Source organism: Massilia sp. UMI-21 (assembly GCA_015277795.1).
Taxonomy (GTDB): Bacteria; Pseudomonadota; Gammaproteobacteria; order Burkholderiales; family Burkholderiaceae_D; genus Telluria.
In genome coordinates this window covers 4,968,246-4,988,233 of the sequence record CP063848.1, presented here as the reverse complement: position 1 = coordinate 4,988,233, position 19,988 = coordinate 4,968,246, and the positions used below count along the sequence as shown (strand labels likewise).

The window sequence follows — 19,988 nt, the reverse complement described above, 5'->3', positions numbered from 1 at the left end:
CGTGACCGGACTCTTTCTGTTCATCGCGCTGTTCCTGTCGTGCGTCGCCGCGGTGCTCTACCTCGCGCCGCGGCTGAAGATCCTGAATATCGTCCACTACGACTCTGCCGAGCAGGCGGTCCGGATCAATCGCTATGCCGCGGCCAGGCTGCTGCTTCCCGTGATCGTGTTCCTCGCATGCGCCTGGATCGTCGAGATGCGGCCGGAACTGGCGGTGCCGCTGCTCTTTCCGAGCATCATTGCGGTGCTGATCGCGGTGGTCTGGATCGCCGCCGGCGTCACGCGCCTGGCGCCTTGAGCGCCGCCCGCTCCTTGCCGCCCTCGCGCACCCGGTACCACGCGAGCCCGATCAGTTCATACAGGGCGTACCAGGAGCGGCGCATGCCCTCGGCGCTGGGCACCCAGGCGTGCAGGCTGCGGGCCTGTCCGCCGAAGAACATGGTGGGCGCCTCGACGACCTCGAGTCCGGCGCGCTCGAAGGCGGCGCGCGCGCGCGCCATGTGCATCGCCGTGGTCACCAGCAGGACGCGGCGCACGCCGTCCGCCCGCAGCATGGCGGCGCTGAAGGCCGCGTTTTGCGCGGTGTCGCGCGAACGTCCCTCGATCCACCGCACCGGCACGCCGAAGTCTTCGCGCAGTGCCGTCGCCATCGCGTCGCCGAAGGTATAGCCAGGCTCGCTGCCGCCGCGCTCGCCGGCGCTGCCGCCGCTGACCAGGATCGGCAGTCCGGTGCGCCGCTGCAGGTGCGCCGCATAGCGCAGGCGCGCCAGCGCGACATAGTCGGGGATGTCGCGTCCGCCGTATTCCGGCGCATTGCGCAGCTGCCCGGCGGCCAGCACCACGATCGCCTGCGCGCCGCTGCGTTCGGGCGCCTGGAGCGGCGCGGTCATGCGCTCCAGCGGCGTGACGAACCAGTCCGCGACCGCGGTGGTGGACAGCAGGGCGAGCGCCGCCAGCCCGGCGCCGGCCAGCACGCGCCCCATCCGTGGCCAGCGGCGCCAGATCGCCAGGCCGATGACGATCACGAGGAACAGGTTGGCCGGCGGAAGGATCAGGTCGCGCGGTAGCGCATTGAGCAGCTCAAGCATGGGTGTCGGGCGGTTTGTCGGTCGTGTGATTGCAAGGGGGAATGGAAACGGGCATAGTCATGCATGTCCAGTTGACCATCATCAACGTCTTTTAGCATACAACTCCCCACGAGCACAGGAAAGGCCGCCATGACGCAGTCGAACATCATCTTGCTCGCAGTGTCTCCGCTGATCATGTGGCGCGTCTACAAGCGGGTGCAGCGCCTGACATTGCGGCAGCAGTCGCGTTTGTGGCGCCACTGGTTCGGCGTGACTTTCCTGCCCGTCGCCTTGCTGGCGATGGGATTCATGCTGCTGGCGAAACCTGTCGTGTTGGCAAGTCTATGCGGTGGCGTCGCGGCGGGCGGCATGCTCGCCGTCGCCGCCTTGCGCCGCACCGGCTTCGAACGTCGCGGCGGCGACTACTTCTATACGCCGTATGCCCCGATCGGACTGGTGGTGGCGATGGTGTTCATCGCGCGCGTCCTGTACCGCGTCGTCGACATGCTCACCCTGGGGGCGCAGCAGGCGCCATCGTTCGGCGCCAGTCCGCTCTCGATGGGCATCATGGGCGTGGTGGCGGCGTATTACCTGGTCTACGCAGGCGGACTGCTGCGCTGGCGCCGCGCCGAGTCGCGCGCCATGGGGTGACGCGGGGCAGCGAATCGGTGCCGAAGCTTCATTGCACCTGGCGCTCGTCAGGCAGGTCGCCACGTCCCCACATGCGCTCGCGGAACGTCAGGATCAAGGGCTCGCCGGCGCCCTGTGGGGTCGCCTGGATCGTGAAGTCGAGCACTTCTCCATGCACGAAGTCATACGCGCCGGTATAGGAAACGTAACCGTTGACGGTGGTGGGAGCGAGCGTGACCGGCCTGCTTTTCCCGGTCAGGCTGCGCGCGGAAACCTCGACCTCGGCAGCGACGGTCTGCCGGTCTTTCATGAGCGTGACGTTCAGGACGCCGCGCGTGGGCGCGCGTTCGATGCCGTGTTCGCGCGCGGTGCCGGGCGCCAGCATGTTCGACGCGACCGTGCTGGCGCGCAGCGTGTACGCGCCGGATGTCACCTCGTGCGACTGGCCCCACGCGGGAGCGATCGCCAGGGTCGATATGCATAGTACGCAGGCGGCGTGCCATGAGCGGGGCAAGACCATGATGGTTTCCTCCTGTAACGAGTCCAGCTTGCGTCCGGGTTGCGGACGGCGCGGCAGACCGCGCGACGCTGGCCTCAGGCTACCACCGGTGATGCATGGCGGGCGCACGTACAGGAACGCATGGGCTTCGATGTACGCCAGACCTGGCCTTCATACGCCGTGCGGGCGGTTCACGCCTGCAGCGTCGTGTTGTAGACCTTGCCGGCGATTTTTACATTGCGCAGCTTGACGTTGCGGACGTTGTAGACGAACCATGGCTGGGCTGCGTTCACCGGGGTGCCGAAGTCGCAGTCGGTGATGGTCACGTCGCGGATCGGCAGGATCTCTGCCGGCTGCGCGCCGTTGTAGTCGAAGGCGACCGGACCCAGCAGCAGCAAGGCCTGGTAACAAGACCGCGGGCCGTCCGGCGTGGCGACATTGCCGACCCTGACCCCGGAAATATGGATGTTTTCCACGATCGGCGGGCGGGTGCGCACATTGTCGGCGGTGGGGGCGTAGTCGCAGTCGATGGTCACCACGGCGCCGGCCGAGGACCCCACGCTCTTCGGCGGGATCGGTGAGCCGGGCAGCGGGTTGTAGACCTGGGGCTTGAGGTTCACGCCGTTCGGCATGCTCACGTTGCGCACATAGAAGTGGCGCAGGAAGCCGCCGCGGTTCATGTTGGTCTTCATGCGGATCGCGGTGTTGAGCGGGTCGGTGGCCCAGTGCTCGTTGCGGAACTCGATGTCCTGCGCGTACACGTGCTGGATCCCGCCCGACATTTCGCTGCCCAGGGTCACGCCGCCGTGGCCGCTGTTCATGACGCACTTCTGGATCACCACGTTCTGGGTCGGGCCGAACTGGGTGTCGCGGTTCTTGCCGGCCTTGATCGCGATGCAGTCGTCGCCGCTGTTGAAGGTGCAGTCCTGCACCAGCACGGTGTCGCAGGCCTCCGGGTCGAAGCCATCGCTGTTCGGGCCCATGCTGTCCATGTGGACGCCGCGGATCTCCAGCTTGCTGCAATTGACCGGGTGGTGCTGCCAGAACGGCGACTGGTTCAGCTGGTAACCCTGCAGCAGCACGTTGGTGCAGCCGATGAATTCGACCATGCACGGGCGCAGGTAGTGGCCGCGCCCGAAGATGCGCCGGGCGACCGGCACGCCCGCTTCCGACAGGGTCGGCAGGTAGGCTTCGTCGGTGCGCCATTTGTCGTCCTTGCCTTCCATGAGCGCGACCTGCGCCGGGCCGAGATGCGGTGCGACCTGCCTGATCGAGGTCGGGTTGGCCGGGTTGACCGCGGTCTGGGCCTCGTGCTGGCGCGGGCCGGCCTTGCGCTTGCCCTTCCAGTCCCACCAGGTGTCCCCATTGGCCTGCGGCACGCCGCCCTGGCCGTCCAGGATGCTGGTCCAGTCTTCGCCGGTCAGGGCGATATTGGTCTGGCCGAAGGCATAGACCAGCGGCGAGTAGTTCAGGACGTCGTTGCTCTGCCAGCGCGAGATCACCAGCTTGCCGTTCGGGCCGCAGTCGTAGTCGCCGTACTTGGCGAAGTCGTCCGGATCGTTGCTGAAATAGACGTGGGCGCCCTTGGCCAGGTGCACGTTGACGTTCGACTTCAGGACGATCGGTCCCTTCACCAGCCAGTTACCGGCCGGGATCACGACCCGCCCGCCGCCGGCGGCGTTGCAGGCGGCGATGGCGGCCGCGATCGCCGCGTAGCAGTCCTTGGCGCCCGGCGCCGGCGTGCTGAGCTTGCCCTCTTCGTGGTGGGCGACATAGCCGGTCACCATGATCGCTTCGCAGGCTTCGGCGCCGTAGGCGGTGATCGGGAAATCGCGCTTCGGGAAGACCAGGGGTTTCCTGAACTGGTCGATGATGCCCTGGGCGCGCGCCCACGGATCGTTCCCGCCCGTGGCGGCGAGTGCCGGGCCGGCGACCGTCAGGCCGGCCACCGATGCCGAGGCGGCGCACAGCAGCGAGCGGCGTTGCGAATTGATCTGTCTCGTTTTCATGTCGTTTTCCTTGATGGTCGGGCAATCGGTGGTGCAGCGGCAGGGCTACCTGCCGGCGCCGGCATGGGCGCGTACGTGGGCAGGCACGGCGTGGGCCGGGAGCGGTGCGAAGGGGTAGGGCACGGCCCACGCCGCGTGCCTTGCATCGTCCTGCGTACCGCAAGGTGCGAGCGGCGCCCCGTTCAGCAGCGAGCCGGTGTCGGCGAACGTACCGGCGTCCGTACCGGCAAAGCTGCGGATGGCATCGGCGCAGCTGCGCGCGCCGGCGATCTCGAAGGCGTTCGCGTGCGAGACGATGCGCGCCTGCTTGGCCACGCCGACACTATACCCGTGGCGATAGACCGGATGGCGGCGGTCGCCGACGTGGTAGTTGTTGAAAAGGTGGACCTGGCCGAAACGCACGCGCGGCGAACGGCTGGCGATGTACTCGAACAGGTTGTTGCTGATGGTGACGCGCAGGCGGCCGGCGTCCCCCGGGGCCTTGTCGCTCGCGCCGATCAGCATGTTTTTCTCGTGCAGGGCGAAGTGGTTGTACGACACGGTCACCAGGTCGCTGGCGTCGCGGATGTCGAGCGCGCCGTCATGGCACTGCTTGTGCTTGCCGTTCGCGCGCGGCAGGGTATCGTCGGTCAGCGGCGCATCGGTGAAGCTGTTGTGGTCGACCCAGACGTGGTGCGCGCCGACGATCGAGATGGCGTCGAAGTCCGCGTTCCAGTTGCCGTCCCGGCCGTCCTCCGGGTCCCAGCGCGGTTCGACATCGCAGGGGTTGCGCAGGTTCAGGTTGCGGATGACGACCTGCGACACCTTCGCCACCACCAGGTGCGCGTTGACGAAGCCCGACCCGGCGCCGAGGCCGACCAGGGTGGTCCGGGCCGGCAGGGCGACCTTGCCGCGCCTGGCCTGGTCGGCGTTGCTGGCATAGGGATGGCCTTCGCTCATGTCGATCACCCCGTTCACCTGCACGATGCGCGGGCCCTGCACGGTCTTGCCGAGCGCGTTGCGTAGTTGCGCGGCGTTGCTGACGGTGAGGACATTGGCGGCCGGCGCATCCGCGCCGCCTCGGGTGCCGCCTTCGAGCGCGGCCCAGCCGTCGGGCGGGGCTGCCTGGCGAATCGAGACATCCGCGGGAGCGGGAGCCACGGCCGCGCAGGCCGACAGCGCGAGCAAGGGAATGGGGGCGAAGGGGAACTGCTTCATAGGCTCGCTTGCGTGGGCGGTACGCCGGCGCACCGCGTGGAGTAGGAAGTGAAGACGCAGGACGGATGTTTCCATCCGCCCTGCGCAGGGCGGGGACGCGGTTTAGAACGCGTAGTCCGCACGCACCGTGAAGGTGCGGCCGATCGGCTTGGCGACGTTACGTGCGAACACGACGCGCGAGCTCAGGCGCTGGTTCGACAGCGGCGGATCCACGTCGAACAGGTTGTTCACGCCGGCGCCGACCTTCAGCTGCTTGTTGACCTTCCAGCTGCTCGACAGGTTGTAGACGCGGTAGGGCGCGATGCGGTTGAAGAAGGGCTGGCCCGGTTTCTGGGTCGTCAGGGCGTTGGTGTCTTCGTAGCTCGACGCATACTGCTGCGTCAGCTGGACGAAGAACGGGCCGTAGCTCCAGTTTGCGCGGGCCTGGTGCTTCCACTTGAACACGTAGGTGTTCGAAGAGGTGGCGCCGGTAGACAGGGCGCCGTTCTTGCCGACGCTGTCGAACCATTCACCGCCTTCCTCGTCCTGGCCTTCGTACTTGTCGGTGTAGCTGCCGTCCATCGAGAAGCCGAAGCGGCCCCAGTGCGCGGTCGGGACCATGTAGTTCAGGCCGATGTCCACGCCCTGGGTACGCAGGCCGCCCATGTTCAGGCGCGTTTTCGTGATGTACTGCAGCGTGCCGTCCGGATTACGTACGAACAGGTCCTGGTACTTCGCGATGTTGTTGAAGATCGTGTCTTCCGATACCTGGGCAATCGTCCCCGTCATGTCGATCTTCCAGAAGTCGACGGTGGCGACGAAGTTCTTGAACGGCTCGAGCACGAGACCGACGGTATAGGTCTTCGATTTCTCCGGTTGCAGGTCCGGGTTGGCGCCGGTCAGGGTGGTCAGACGCGTGTTGCAGACGGTGGTCGGATCGAGGTTCAGGCCGGCGTAGCGCGGGTCGGTGCTCGGGGTGCCGGTGCCGGTCACGCCGGGCGTCGCGCTCGGGCACAGCAGCGGATCATCCCAGTTCGACGACGACGGCGTCAGCGTACGCTCCGCGCCGTACAGTTCCGGCAGCGTCGGCGCGCGGAAGCCCTTGCTCACCGTACCGCGCAGCATCAGCTGCTTCATCGGCTGGTAGCGGACGCTGGCCTTCGGGTTGACGGTGTTGCCGAAGTCGCTGAAATGGTCGGCGCGTACCGCGAAGTTCAGGTTCAGTGCCTTGGTGACCGGCGCATCGAGTTCGGCATACATGCCGGCCACGCTGCGCGCGCCGCTCGGGTTGCGGCCCGGGCTGCCCGATACCTTGTAGACGACTTCGTCGCCCAGCATGTTCGCGTTCTCTTCGAAGGTCTCGCGGTGCCAGTCCGCGCCCACCGCCAGGCCCAGGGCGCCGCCGCCGAGGTCCATCAGGGTGCGCGACAGGTTCAGGTCGGCGCCGTAGTAGCGCACGTCGGCATTCCGGTAATCCATGCCGTCGGCCGAGATGCTCTCGAGGTAGGCCAGGCCGGTCGCGTCCTGCGGGCCGAACGGGTTCAGGGTGCCGTTGGCGACGCCGGCGTACAGGCCCGGCGTGCGCACGAAGTTGTCGCGGAAGCCGACGTCGCGCTTGCTGTAGGCGTAGGACGCGCCGACCCGGTAATCCCAGCTGCCGAATGCATTGAGCTGGCCTTCGTCCTGGACCACCAGGCGGTGGTTCTGCTGCTCGTCGTGGCTGGTGACCGGGCCGAGTTCGTCCAGGCTCCAGGTCAGGGCCAGGTCTTCGCCGTTCAGGCCGGCCACGGCCGGCACGCCGCCGCTGCCGCCCGGATACCATTTGCTGGCCCTGGTGATCATCAAGGGCACGCGCGAGGCGGTCAAGCGGTCGTAGTTCACGTTGGCGCCGAAGGGTTGCGGCGCGTCCGAGGCGTCGATGTAGGACTTGGACAGGTTCAGTTCGACGCTCAGCAGCTTGCCTTCGCCGTGCGCGATGGTGGCGCGGGTATGCAGGGTGGCCTGCTGGGCTTCCGGCAGCAGCTCGGGATAGTAGGTCGGGTCGGTGATGCAGGTCTTGCCGCCATTGGCGCTGGTGCGGGTCGACGGGATCGTGGTCTGGATCGCGTACGGGGTCACGCAGCCGGCCGCGAAATACGGATTGCCGGTGATGCCGGCCGACTTGCCGTTGCGGTAGATGGTGAAGTTCGCCGGCGAGGCCGCGCCGCCCGAGGTGTTCGGGGAGAACGGGGTGCCGCCGAGCTGGGCGATCTTGGCCGGGTCGGTGATGTCGGGGCGATCGCGCTGCAGCAGCGAATCGCGGCGCTGGATATCGAAGGCGGTGTAGACGTTCCAGCCGTCGGTGGCCAGGTCGCCCTTGCCGGCCACGAAGCCGGCGCGGCGCTGGGCGCCGCCGCCCGAGGCTTCCGGCTGCACGGTGCTGGCGCTGAGCTTCACGCCGGTGATCGATTTCTTGGTGATGAAGTTGACCACGCCGGCGATCGCATCGGTGCCGTACAGGGCCGAGGCGCCGTCGCGCAGCACTTCGACGCGCTCGATGGCGGCCATCGGGATGACGTCGACGTTGACCGAGCTGTCGCCCAGGGCTTCATTGGCCAGGCGGCGGCCGTTGAGCAGGACCAGGGTACGGTTGGTATTCAGGCCGCGCATGTTGATCATGGTGCCGCTGCCGCCGCCGCCCACCGGCTCGTTGGTCGAGGCGACGGTCAGGGCCACGGCGACTTCCGACATCGTGGTCAGGCCGCGGTTGGTCAGCTCTTCGGCCTTGATCGTGGTGAGGGGGAGGGCATTTTCAGTGGCGAGGCGCTTGATCGAGGAACCGGTGACTTCGACACGCTGCATCGGCGCTTCCTGCGCCGCTGCGGTGTTCATCATGGTGAGCACTGCGGCAGTGACTGCCGACAGAAGGAAGCGCGGTTCGGTACGGCGTGCCTCGGCCATGCGTGGCCCGGTAATTCGTTGATTTTTCACTGCATGTCTCCTGCTTTGGTCGTCGAGTGCGTCCGGTCTGTTCCTGGATCGCCCGTATCAATGTTCCGTCCTATCGTTCGGGGCCAGTCGAGTCATTCAGCGGCGCCATGAAGGATATTCAGCGGATTGGTCTTGGAGATTCTACTTTGGTCTGACCGCTTTCGCAATCTGGACTTGCCACTTATTTTCTGGCCTGTACAGGCGTAAATGCGGTTGAACCAATTGGCGAAGGACTAATATTGCTGGGAGACCGCGCGGCCTGGCGCGGTTCGGCGCGATTCGGCGCGATTCGGCGCGGGGCCGGTGCGCGTGGTGTACTGGGAGGGGAGTCGGGCCGCCGGACCGGAGAATCCGGCCCTGGCCCAGGGGAATCAGCCGCGCGAGAAGGTGCGGGTCACGCGGTCGAGGTGGGCGCGCATCGCCGAACGGGCGCCGGCCACGTCGTGCGACGCGATGGCGGCGAAGATGTTGCGGTGGTCGATCAGGGTCTGTTGGCGCAGTTCCTCGGTCTGGAAATGCTCCTTCAGCTTGTGCCAGAGCGAGCCGCGCTGGCTCCACAGGTATTCGATCACGCCGACCATCGCGCTGTTGCCGGTGGCGCGGGCGATCGCCAGGTGGAAGTTGCGGTCGGCCGATTCGTTGCCGCTGCGGTCTTCGTGGTGTTGCTCCATCTCTTCGACGGCGCGCAAGATGGCGTCGATGGCCGAATCGCTGGCGTGCTTGGCGGCGAGCGCGGCGACTTCGACTTCGATCAGGCGGCGCGCCGCCAGCACTTCGAACGGCCCCGGGCCGGCGCTCGGCACCTCGGCCTGCGGCTTGGCCTGTTCGCTGACGTAGACGCCCGAGCCGCCGCGCACTTCGACCTTGCCGCCCAGTTCGAGGGCGATCAGGGCCTCGCGCAGCGAAGTGCGGCTGACGCCCAGCTTGGTGGCCAGCTCGCGCTCTGCCGGCAAGCGCTCGCCCGGGCGGATGTTCTCCGCGCGGATCAGCTCCTCGATCTTGCTTGATACCACCCGGTACAGCCGTGGCTCGTTAACGCTGGTTTCGTTCAGCGCAGCGGTTTTCTTCATCGATGGGTCCGTCGTGGAAAAGTGGTGGCCGATGCCAAACAGCGCATCTTAGTTTGGTGCGGATAATGTTGCAAGTGGACCAACCACTTATATGCCAACAGTGTGGCGAAGCCGCCGCTGGACGCGTTGTTCGGTTCTGCCGCTCATTGCCCGCCGTCGGTACCGACATCGAATTCGTCGATCAGCTTGCGCAGCTCCAGGATGTCCGATGGCGACAGCTTGCCCTGCATGCCGAAGTGCGCGACCAGCGGTGCGATGCGCCCACCGAACAGGCGCTGCACCAGGCTTTCGCTTTCGCGCGCCAGCCAGGCGTCGCGCGGCAGTACGGCATGGTAGAGAAAGCGTCGCCCATCCTTCTGCGCGGCGATGGCGCCTTTCTTGAGCAGGCGATTGAGGAGGGTCTTGACGGTGGCGGTCTGCCAGTGCTGGGTTTCATGCAGCGCCACCACGACCTGCTCGGCCACGACCGGGCCGGGCGCGCGCCACAGCACTTCCATGACGTGCGACTCGGCCTCGCTGATGTTGATTCCTGAAGTACTCGGCATGACAGTATCATTTACAGTTGTAATCTGAATCAATGATTACCGCTGTAAATGACGCTGTCAAGCGCCGGACGCCGTTGATGCGCGCCGGGTCAGGGCCGGGGATTCCAGCCGCGTCCCGCGAATACCGCGGCGCGGCTGGACAGGCGCGCGGCTTGCGCCCGGTCGAGCTGGTAACCGCCGTAGCTGCGCGGCTGCCGGTCCTCGGTCTTGTTGCCGTATTCGCTCCAGCCGCCCTGCAGGGGATTCGGCAAGGGCTTGCGGTACCAGGCGTCCGGGGCGATGTGCGGGCCGACGCTGCACTCGATGAAAGCGACCTTGTCCCAGGTGTTGGCGGTGCCCGGCGAGCGCGCGAAGTAGGTGGCGCCATCGGGCGGCAGGTTCCCCAGCGGGCCGGGCCCGCGCGTCAGGCGCGAGCGCAGGAACACGAAGCCCGGTTCGTCGGGTCCCACGGTGCGCGCCTGCACGATGTAGCCGCCGCTGTCGGGGTTGGCGCTGTCGCCGACGGTGCGCAGTTCGCTCTCTTCGAACAGGGCGGTGCGGTTGTTCCCCCACACGAAATCGACATTGCCTTCGATGAGCGACTGGTAGAACCAGGCGTAGCCATGCAGCTGCAGCGTGTCCTGCTCGCTGATGAAACGGGCGTTACGGGCGATCAGGCGCCCCTGGTCGCTGCTGAAGAAGATGGTCTCGGCCTGCGCCGAGTGACCGTCGCTGCGGCGGGTGCTGTTGTGCAGCGCGATGTCGCGCAGTTCCAGCATGTCGACATCCTGGGCCAGGAACAGGGAGCGGCCGCCCAGCACACCGGCCGAACCGTCCGGTTGGCCGGCGCCCGAACCGGGGTTGCGGGTCTCGCTGTTGGCGGCGCGGACGATCGTCGCTTCGCGACTCTGGCCACGCAGCATCACCTTATCCTTGTCGCGCAGGTACAGCAGTTCGGGATAGACGCCGTCGCGCACGTTCACGGTGATCGCCTGGTCGCGCGGCAGGGACATGGCGTGGTCCAGCGCGCCCTGCACGGTGCGGAAGTCGGCGCGCCCGTCGTCGTCGACGCTCACGCTGTCGCCGACCGGCAGGTAGGGCGTGGTGCGGAAGGACCAGCGCGCGCCCCGGAAGTCCTGGGCCCGGACCAGACGGGAATCGATCACCGCTTCGTAGTCGGCGCCGCGTTCCAGCGGCTGCGGCATCCGCACGTACAGTTCCTTGCCGATCACCCGGATCGGATGCTGGCGCACCAGGCGCCGGCGCCCCTGCGGGCCGAGCGCCGTGACCGTCTCGCCGGGGCGGATCACCGCGACCAGCGCCGCGTCCCGGTCCTTGCCGCGCTTGCGGTAGACGCGCACGCTGCCTTCGCCGCTCAACACCGGTTGGTCGGCGAAGACCAGGCGCAGCGGCGCATCCGGCGGAACGCCGCGCTCGCCCTGGGCCGGAAAGGCGGTGACGGAGGCGGGAAGGGTGGCCTTGCCTGGCCCGGCGAAGGGCGCGCCCACCTCGACCATGAAGATCGCCTGCGCCCATGGATCGTCGAGACTGTGCACGGTCACGGCGGTGCGGCCGGGCGCATGCGCCCTTATCCGTACGCCGCCATCTGCCGCCTCGACCGCGACGATGCGCGGATCGGCGGCGCTGGCGCCCAGGCGGGTCGCGCCGCCAACGCGCAGGAGCTCGGGCGCGTCGCCGGCCTGCAGCGCCAGCCGGGCCGTGCCGACGTGCACGGTGACGCGTTCGGGCGCGCCGGCAGGGCCCCCGCGCAGGTCGAGCAGCGTGCCGGCGCCGGCATCCCAGGCCACCGGCTGCACCGCGGGCAGCGGCGGTGCCACCAGCCAGGTGGCGCGGTCGCCGTCCACCGACACGGTGAGCAGCTGGCCCTGCGGGCCCTGTTCGGCCGCGTAGCGCAGCACCACCGGCGCACCCGGCAGCGGCGCATTGCGGCGCACCTGCTTGATGCGCTTGACCTGGCCGCCGCGCGACTCCAGCAGCTCCACCATCATCACGTTGCCGTCCTCGCTCAGTTGCAGGCTGGCGCCTTGCCAGTCGCCGTTCGCATCCTGGCGCGCACGCAGCTGGAAGGGGCTGCCTGCGGCAGGCACGATGCGCGCCTCGGCATAGCCGTCCGCCCGCTGCGGCAGGGTGCGCGGGCCGGCGTGCTCGCGCACGTGGCGCGCCACCTCGGCCGCCGGCAGGGCGGTGAAGCCGTACGGGACGCGCCGCCCCGCATTCTCGCGCCCGGCGCCAAAGGGACAATCCTCGAGCGGCGCGCCGTTCAGCAGCGAACCGGTGTCCGCGAACACACCCGGGCTTGCGCCCGGATCGCGCACGAGCTGATTGCAGCGCGTGGCGCCCGCGATGTCGAACGCATTCGCATCCGAGACGATGTGCGAGGCATGGGCCGCGCCGATGCTGTAGTGGTGGCCGTAGACCGGGTGCCCGCGCTCGCCCACGTAGTAATTGTTCAGCAGGTGGACCTGGCCGTAGCGCACCCGTGGGGCGCGCGCGGCCACGTGCTCGAACAGGTTGCCCTTGAGCGTCACGCGCAGGTGTCCCCCGTCCCCGCTCGCGCGGTCGCTCGACCCGATCAGCATGTTCTTCTCGTGCAGCGCGAAGTGGTTATAAGTGACGCTGACGAAGTCCGCGCCCGCGTTGATGTCGAGCGCACCGTCGTGGCATTGCTTGCGCATGCCGTTTTCGACCGGCTGCAGGTCGTCGGTCTGCGGCGCGTCGGTGAAGCTGTTGTGGTCGATCCACACGTGGTGCGAGCCCGACACCGTGATGGCGTCGAACAGCGCGTTCCAGTTGCCCCTGGCGCCGTCTTGCGGATCCCAGCGCGGCGCGACATCGCAGGGATTGCGCAAGGCGAGATTGCGGATGACCACCTGCGAGACCTTCGCGACCGCCAGGCTGCCGTTGACGACACCGGCGCCCGGCGCCACGCCGATCAGGGTGGTGTTCGAAGGAATGCGCAGCGTGCCGCGCCGGGCCTGGTCCTGGCTGCTGTCGAACGGGCGGCCTTCGCTCATGTCGATGCTGGCTGCCACGCGCACGATGCGCGCCGGCGCCGGCGCTTGCAGGGCGGCCAGCAGCTGGGTGCGGTCGCGTACCGTATAGACGTGGTCCGGGGCAGCCAGGGCGCCGCCGCGGGTGCCGCCTTCTTGCGCGGCCCAGCCGTCGGAGGGGGCATGCTGGCGTTCAGCCAGGGCCACCGCTGTCGGAGTGGCGGACGGATGGGCCGCAGGGGCGGCGACCGGCGTATCGGGAGAGGTCGCGGCGGCGCCGGCCAGTGCCAGCGCGATGGCCGCCAGCGGCGCGCTCACCGCGCGCTCCGCATCGACGCGGACAGGGCCGGCACCTGGCGCACCAGTTCGCTGGCCACGATGCTTGAAAAGCGCTCGGCCCCCAACGGGCCCAGGTGGGTGTAATCGAAGTTGGCCCCGTCGCGCGCCAGCTTGTCTGCCTCCTTGGGACCCAGCGCTTGCACCGCCGCCAGCGACAGTGCGTTCAGGTCGACCAGCGGCGCTTTCGTGCTGCGCGCGATCGCGCGCACCGTGCCGGCCCAGGGCGCGAGGTCGTTGTGCACGTAGCCATTCTTGAAGCTGCGGCGGGTCAGGGGCGTGACCAGCACCGGCACGCCGCCGAGCGAACGCGCATCGAGCACGTAGCGTGTCATGTTGGCCGGGAATTCCGAGACATAATCGGTGGAGCGTCCTGGCTTGCCCGGCTGGTCGTTGTGCCCGAACTGGATCAGCACATAGGTCTTGCGAAAACCGGCGCCGTCGCGCAGCAATTCCATGACTTCATCCCAGCGCTTCTCGGCGCGGAAGCTGCCCGAACTGCGGCCGCCGCGCGCCAGGTTGTGGCAGGCGGTTTCCGGCGTCAGGCGCGCGCACAGGGCGTCGCCGTAGCCGGTGGTACTGGCCATGGTCGAGTCGCCGACCAGGATCACGCGGTCGGGCAGGGCGGGCGCCGCATTGGCCTGGAGGGCGAACAGCAGGGGAAGGGCGCAGACGAAGGGGTGGTTGATAGCTGGCATGGGCGGGCTCCTGGATGTCGTCCGATTCTATTTTGGACTGACCAATTTATCAAGTGGCCTGTCCGGATATCTGCAATCGGACGGCGGAATACTTGTCTTGTCATAAGACGTCAGACATCTTGTCTTGCTATATAATCGTGTCGTCCTCCTTTCACGCCCAAGCACCCCCATGATCCCTTCGCAGCGCAAACCCCGCAACCTGGCGCAGGGCGTCGTCGAGCAGATCAGCGGCAGCATCCGCCAGGGACTGCTCAAGCCCGGCGAAAAACTGCCGACCGAATCGTCGATGATGGCCCAGCATGGGGTCAGCCGCACGGTGGTGCGGGAAGCCATTTCGCACCTGCAGGCATCCGGGCTGGTGCAGACGCGCCACGGCATCGGCACCTTCGTGCTGGAGCGCCCGCAGGCCGGGCTGGCGATCGATGCCGAAAGCATCCTGACCCTGCGCGACGTGCTGTCGATCCTGGAGCTGCGCATCGGCGTCGAGACCGAGACCGCCGGCCTGGCCGCCGCGCGCCGCAGCGACGACCAGGTGCAGGAGCTGGGTGCGGCGCTGGGCGAGATGCACGAGGCGATGGCGGTCGGCAGGTCGGCGGCCGAGGCCGACAAGCGCTTCCACCTGCTCATCGCCCAGGCCACCGGCAACCGCTATTTCGTCGACATCCTCACCCAGCTCGGCAACGCGATCATCCCGCGGGCGCGCCTGAACACGGTGGCGCTGGAGCAGGACAAGCCCGCCAATTTCAACGAGCGCGTCAGCCGCGAGCACGACGACATCTTCCGCGCCATCGAGCGCCGCGATCCCGAGGCCGCACGCGCGGCCATGCGCACCCACCTGTCGAACAGCCGCGAGCGGCTGGTGCAGGCGCAGCGCCGGATCGAATCGATGATCAATTAAAAAAATCGGCACATAGCGCTTGCGAGGTCCTCATTTCAGTTGTACGATGACATACAACTTAAGACGGTTTTAATTTGCCGCGGTTTTTACTTGCCGCACTTTGCGTCTGTCAACGAGCAACCCAACTATCCCTGTCCTGGAGACCCCGTAATGCAACCCCTCGAACTACAAAAAGTCCTGTCGCACGGCCTGCTGTCCTTCCCGATCACCGACTTCGACGCCCAGGGTGAATTCAACCCGGCCGGCTACCGCGAGCGCCTCGAGTGGCTGGCTCCCTACGGCGCGACCGCGCTGTTCGCCGCCGGCGGCACCGGCGAATACTTCTCGCTGCATGGCGAGGAATACGGCCAGATCGTCAAGACCGCGGTCGACACCTGCGCCGGCACCGGCGTTGCGATCCTGGCAGGCTGCGGCGGCCCGACCCGCGCCGCCATCGCCCACGCACAGGAAGCCGAGCGCCAGGGCGCCCAGGGCCTGCTGCTGCTGCCGCACTACCTGACCGAAGCCAGCCAGGACGGCCTGATCGACCACGTCGAAGCGGTGTGCCGCTCCGTGAAGATCGGCGTCGTGGTCTACAACCGCGCCGCCTGCCGCCTGACCCCGGATTCGCTGGCCAAGCTGGCCGACCGCTGCCCGAACCTGATCGGCTTCAAGGACGGCATCGGCGACATCGAGCTGATGGTCGCGATCTGGCGCAAGATGGGCGACCGCTTCAGCTACCTGGGCGGCCTGCCGACCGCGGAAGTGTACGCCGGCGCCTACAAGGCACTGGGCACCCCGGTGTACTCGTCGGCCGTGTTCAACTTCGTGCCGCAGCTGGCGATGGACTTCTACCACGCCACCGCCGCCGGCGACACCGCCACCACCAACCGCCTGATCGACGAGTTCTTCCTGCCCTACCTGGAGATCCGCAACCGCAAGGCCGGCTACGCCGTCAGCATCATTAAGGCCGGCGCCCGCCTGGTCGGCCATGGCGCCGGTCCGGTGCGTCCGCCGCTGACCGACCTGACCGCGGCGGAAGACGAGATGCTGCTGGCCCTGATCCAGAAACAGAAGAACGCGGTGTGAACATGCAGATCACTGGCGAAATGATCATCGGCAGCCAACTCGTCCGCGGCAGCGCGGGCGAGGTGCTGGCCTACAACCCGTCCACCCGCGAAGAGTTCGGGCCAGGCTTCGGCCAGGCGCTGGGTGCCGATGTGGAACGTGCCTGCGCACTCGCTGCGCAGGCCTTCGATCCCTACCGCGCACTGCCGCTGGAGCAGCGCGCGCGCTTCCTGGAAGCGATCGCCGAGCAGGTGCTGGCCATCGGTCCGGTCCTCATCGAGCGCGCCCAGCAGGAAACCGGCCTGCCGCAAGCCCGCCTCGAGGGCGAGCGCATGCGCACCGTGAACCAGCTGCGCCTGTTCGCCAAAGTGGTGCGCGACGGCCGCTTCCTCGGCGCGACCATCGACAGCGCGCTGCCCGAGCGCACCCCGCCGCGTCCCGACCTGCGCCTGGCCAAAATCGGCCTCGGCCCGGTGGTGGTGTTCGGCGCCAGTAACTTCCCGCTGGCCTTCTCGGTCGCGGGCGGCGACACCGCATCCAGCCTGGCGGCAGGCTGCCCGGTCATCGTCAAGGCCCACGGCGCCCACCTCGGCACCTCGGAACTGGTCGGCCGCGCCGTCCAGCGCGCCGCCATCGAGTGCGGCATGCCGGAAGGCGTGTTCTCGATGATCTTCGGCGATGGCCGTACCATCGGCCAGCAGCTGGTCAGCCACCCGGCCATCAAGGCGGTCGGCTTCACCGGTTCGCGCGGCGGCGGCACCGCGCTGATGCGTACCGCGGCAAGCCGCCCGGAACCGATCCCGGTCTACGCCGAGATGAGCAGCGTGAATCCGATGTTCCTGCTCCCGGCAGCGCTGGAAGAGGGCGGCGCCGCATTGGCGAACGGCTTCGTCGATTCGCTGACCCTGGGCGTCGGCCAGTTCTGCACCAACCCGGGCCTGGTGTTCGCGGTCAAGGGCGCGGCGCTGGACGCCTTCACCGCGGCGGCCACCACGGCGCTGGCAGGCAAGGGCGCCGGCACCATGCTGACCGCGGGCATCCACGATGCCTATAACAGCGGCATAGGACGAATGACAAGCGCCAGCGGCGTGCGCCTCGTGGCGCAGGGCGGCGTCGATGGTATCGGCTGCGCCGCCCAGGCCGCGCTGTACCAGTGCGAGGCGGCCGACTTCCTGGCCAACCCGGACCTGCAGGACGAGGTCTTCGGCCCGGCCGCGCTGATCGTGCGCTTCGACAGCGCCGAGCTGCTGCTGCAGGCAGCCGAGCAGCTGCATGGCCAGCTGACCGCCACCGTGCATGTGGCGCCAAACGACCATCCGCTGGCCGCACGCCTGCTGCCGATCCTGGAGCGCAAGGCCGGCCGCGTGCTGTTCAACGGCTTCCCGACCGGGGTCGAGGTGTCGCACGCGATGGTCCATGGCGGTCCGTTCCCGGCCACCAGCGACAGCCGCAGCACCTCGGTGGGCGCGAGCGCGATCGACCGCTTCCTGCGTCCGGTGTGCTACCAGAACGTGCCCGAAGGCTTGCTGCCGGAGGCGCTTCGCGACGACAATCCACTGCGCCTTGCACGCGTGCTGGATGGCGACCTGAAGGTGGTAGCGTAATTCGTCGCCGGTAAATGTGGAGGGGCGCCTGTGCGCCCCTTTGCAGTTTCGATTGATGTACCAGCTGGAGGAGACGCCGGCTGTTTCGTTTGAAAAGAACTGATCCCATGAATCAGCAAGTCATGAGCGCCCATACCGAGCAGCGCGCAGATCGCACCCCGGAGCTCGCCTCCACGGTCGGCAAATACCGCTGGACCATCTGCGCCCTGCTGTTCTTCGCCACCACCATCAACTACCTCGACCGCCAGGTCCTGAGCCTGCTCGCGCCGCTGCTCACCAAGGAATTCGGCTGGTCGAACACGGACTACGCCAACATTACGGCGATCTTCCAGTTCGTCTACGCGATCTCGATGCTGTTCGCCGGCCGCGTGATCGATCGTCTGGGCACCAAGCGCGCCTTCGTGCTGGCGATCGTGGTCTGGTCGCTGGGCGCCATCGCCCATGCCTACGCGATCGGCATCGGCACCGCGGTCAACAGCGTGTTCACCACCCTCGGCCTGGCCGCCGTGCCGGTGTCGATCATCGGCTTCATGGTCGGCCGCGCGGTGCTGGCGATCGGCGAAGCGGGCAACTTCCCGGCCGCGATCAAGGCCACCGCCGAATACTTCCCCAAGCGCGAGCGCTCCTTCGCCACCGGCATCTTCAATTCCGGCGCCAACATCGGCGCGGTGCTGGCGCCCTTGACGGTGCCCCTGATCGCCGAATTCTGGGGCTGGCAGGCGGCCTTCATCGCGGTCGGCGCCATCGGTTTCATCTGGATGGGCGCCTGGATCTGGCTGTACGACACGCCGGAGCGCCAGAAGCGCCTGAGCGCGGGCGAGCTGGCCTACATCAACAGCGACAGCGCTCCGGCCGAGGCCGCGCCAACTGCCGCCAAGCCGAAAGCGTCGTGGTTCAAGCTGCTGGGCTACCGCCAGACCTGGGCCTTCGCGTTCGGCAAGTTCATGACCGACGGCGTGTGGTGGTTCTTCCTGTTCTGGCTGCCCAAGTACATGTCGGCCCAATACGGCTTGACCGGGCCGGAGATGGTCGTGCCGCTGGCGGTCCTGTACAGCATGACGATGGTGGGGTCGATCGGCGGCGGCTGGCTGCCGACCTGGTTCCTGAACCGCGGCCATAGCATCTACCAGGGCCGCATGCGCGCCATGTTCACCATTGCCCTGTTCCCGCTGGTGGTGCTGCTGGCCCAGCCGCTCGGCTACCTGGGCTTCTGGATCCCCGTGATCCTGATCGGCATCGGCGCCTCGGCGCACCAGGCCTGGTCGGCCAACCTGTTCACCACCGTCTCCGACATGTTCCCGAAACACAGCATCGGTTCGGTGGTCGGCATCGGCGGCATGGCCGGCGGCCTGGGCGGCGTCCTGATCACCAAGCTGGGTGGCTGGCTGTTCGACTACTACGGCGCCCTGGGCCACCTGGAAACCGGCTACATGATCATGTTCTCGATCTGCGCGCTGGCCTACCTGACCGCCTGGCTGGTGATGAAGGCCCTGGTGCCGGCGCACCGCGAGATCACCGACCTGTAATGGCGGGCATGGACCTCCGGCGTATCGAAGGGGTGCACTGCGCCACCGGCGAAAGCCCCACCTGGAACGCGGCTGAGGAAGCCTGGTACTGGGTGGACATCCCGGCGCGCCGCGTCTGGCGCATGATGCACGCCAGCGGCGCGCTGCGCCACTGGGAAGCGCCCGAGATGGTGGCCTGCGTCGCCGCCGCCGACGACGGCAGCCTGGTGGCCGGCATGGAAAGCGGCATCTTCCGCCTGCAACTCGGTGACGACGGCCAAGCCCAGGCGAGCTGCCTGGCCGCGCCGCGCGAGGCGGAGCTGGGCGCGGGCATGCGCTTCAACGACGGCCGCTGCGACCGCCAGGGCCGTTTCTGGAGCGGCACCATGTTCATGGACATGGGCGCGGCGCGCGCGGTCGGCGGGCTGTATCGCTACAGCAGCGACGACGGCCTGCACGGCCCGGTCGTGCGCGGGCTGCTCACCCAGAACGGCCTGGCCTGGTCGCCCGACGGGCGCACCATGTACCTGTCGGATTCGCATCCGCAGCGCCGCATGGTCTGGGCCTTCGACTACGACATCGAGCAGGGCATCCCGCACAACAAGCGCGTGTTCCTCGACCTGGGCGGGCAGAAGGGCCGCCCGGACGGCGCCGCCGTCGACCTCGATGGCTGCTACTGGAGCTGCGCCAACGACGCCGGCCTGCTGCAGCGTTTTACCCCGGGCGGGAAACTGGACCGGGAGGTCGCGCTGCCGATGGCCAAGCCCTCGATGTGCGCCTTCGGCGGGCCGGCGCTCGACACCTTGCTGGTGACCTCGATCGATCCGGGCACGGGCGGGGATGCCGGCGCGGTCGTGCTGCTGCGCCCGGGCGTGAGTGGCGTGGCCGAGACGCCCTTCGTCACCTCGCGCGCCTGATTCGACTTTTCTGCTTCCACACGCTAC

At 67.9% G+C, this 19,988-nt stretch carries 16 protein-coding genes; 7 read left to right on the top strand and 9 right to left on the bottom strand.

What is annotated here, in order from left to right:
* The first annotated feature begins 1 nt into the window (after position 1).
* Complete coding sequence (locus IM543_21940) at positions 2 to 298, top strand: hypothetical protein (protein QOY94123.1); 297 nt, start codon at positions 2 to 4, stop codon at positions 296 to 298.
* On the opposite strand, the gene IM543_21935 is transcribed toward IM543_21940, so the two are convergent.
* On the bottom strand, positions 279 to 1,088 hold the full coding sequence (locus IM543_21935; protein QOY94122.1) for a YdcF family protein: 810 nt from the start codon (positions 1,086 to 1,088) through the stop codon (positions 279 to 281). The two genes, IM543_21940 and IM543_21935, sit on opposite strands and share 20 nt — an antisense overlap.
* Positions 1,089 to 1,217: 129 nt before the next feature.
* On the opposite strand from IM543_21935, the gene IM543_21930 reads away from it, so the two are divergent.
* Positions 1,218 to 1,718: a hypothetical protein gene (locus IM543_21930; protein ID QOY94121.1), complete on the top strand. Its 501-nt coding sequence runs from the start codon at positions 1,218 to 1,220 to the stop codon at positions 1,716 to 1,718.
* Positions 1,719 to 1,746: 28 nt separating this feature from the next.
* Here the strand turns inward: IM543_21930 and IM543_21925 are convergent, their stop codons facing one another.
* The 8 genes from IM543_21925 to IM543_21890 form a co-directional block, all read right to left on the bottom strand.
* Positions 1,747 to 2,217 carry a DUF4426 domain-containing protein gene (locus IM543_21925; protein QOY94120.1) on the bottom strand — a complete coding sequence of 157 codons (471 nt, stop codon included), beginning with the start codon at positions 2,215 to 2,217 and terminating at the stop codon, positions 1,747 to 1,749.
* A 170-nt stretch (positions 2,218 to 2,387) separates the two neighbouring features.
* Entirely contained in the window at positions 2,388 to 4,205 is a 1,818-nt protein-coding gene (locus IM543_21920; protein QOY94119.1) for a glycoside hydrolase family 28 protein, read from the bottom strand.
* Positions 4,206 to 4,250: 45 nt separating this feature from the next.
* Entirely contained in the window at positions 4,251 to 5,402 is a 1,152-nt protein-coding gene (locus IM543_21915; GenBank protein QOY94118.1) for a pectate lyase, read from the bottom strand.
* Positions 5,403 to 5,504: 102 nt separating this feature from the next.
* Positions 5,505 to 8,351 (bottom strand): TonB-dependent receptor, encoded by a 2,847-nt coding sequence (locus IM543_21910; GenBank protein QOY94117.1) that lies wholly within the window; start codon positions 8,349 to 8,351, stop codon positions 5,505 to 5,507.
* Positions 8,352 to 8,722: 371 nt separating this feature from the next.
* Positions 8,723 to 9,421 carry a FadR family transcriptional regulator gene (locus tag IM543_21905; GenBank protein ID QOY94116.1) on the bottom strand — a complete coding sequence of 233 codons (699 nt, stop codon included), beginning with the start codon at positions 9,419 to 9,421 and terminating at the stop codon, positions 8,723 to 8,725.
* Positions 9,422 to 9,564: 143 nt separating this feature from the next.
* Entirely contained in the window at positions 9,565 to 9,948 is a 384-nt protein-coding gene (locus IM543_21900; GenBank protein QOY96808.1) for a BlaI/MecI/CopY family transcriptional regulator, read from the bottom strand.
* Positions 9,949 to 10,055: 107 nt separating this feature from the next.
* Positions 10,056 to 13,274, bottom strand: coding sequence for a hypothetical protein (locus tag IM543_21895; protein QOY94115.1), 3,219 nt, complete (start codon positions 13,272 to 13,274; stop codon positions 10,056 to 10,058).
* The gene (locus IM543_21890) at positions 13,271 to 13,990 is read right to left on the bottom strand and encodes a rhamnogalacturonan acetylesterase (GenBank protein ID QOY94114.1); all 720 of its coding nucleotides are present in this window, start codon (positions 13,988 to 13,990) and stop codon (positions 13,271 to 13,273) included. The genes IM543_21895 and IM543_21890 overlap by 4 nt, the downstream gene beginning before the upstream one ends.
* Before the next feature lie 169 nt (positions 13,991 to 14,159).
* Here IM543_21890 and IM543_21885 point away from each other — a divergent pair, with 169 nt between their 5' ends.
* The 5 genes from IM543_21885 (at position 14,160) to IM543_21865 (ending at position 19,961) form a co-directional block, all read left to right on the top strand.
* Positions 14,160 to 14,888, top strand: coding sequence for a FadR family transcriptional regulator (locus IM543_21885; protein ID QOY94113.1), 729 nt, complete (start codon positions 14,160 to 14,162; stop codon positions 14,886 to 14,888).
* Between the two features lie 150 nt (positions 14,889 to 15,038).
* Positions 15,039 to 15,956, top strand: a complete 918-nt coding sequence (gene kdgD, locus IM543_21880) for a 5-dehydro-4-deoxyglucarate dehydratase (protein ID QOY94112.1) — start codon at positions 15,039 to 15,041, stop codon at positions 15,954 to 15,956.
* 2 nt (positions 15,957 to 15,958) lie between these two features.
* The gene (locus IM543_21875; protein QOY94111.1) at positions 15,959 to 17,539 is read left to right on the top strand and encodes an aldehyde dehydrogenase (NADP(+)); all 1,581 of its coding nucleotides are present in this window, start codon (positions 15,959 to 15,961) and stop codon (positions 17,537 to 17,539) included.
* A gap of 122 nt (positions 17,540 to 17,661) precedes the next feature.
* Positions 17,662 to 19,065, top strand: coding sequence for an MFS transporter (locus IM543_21870; protein ID QOY96807.1), 1,404 nt, complete (start codon positions 17,662 to 17,664; stop codon positions 19,063 to 19,065).
* A gap of 8 nt (positions 19,066 to 19,073) precedes the next feature.
* Positions 19,074 to 19,961, top strand: a complete 888-nt coding sequence (locus tag IM543_21865; protein ID QOY94110.1) for an SMP-30/gluconolactonase/LRE family protein — start codon at positions 19,074 to 19,076, stop codon at positions 19,959 to 19,961.
* Positions 19,962 to 19,988 lie beyond the last annotated feature (27 nt).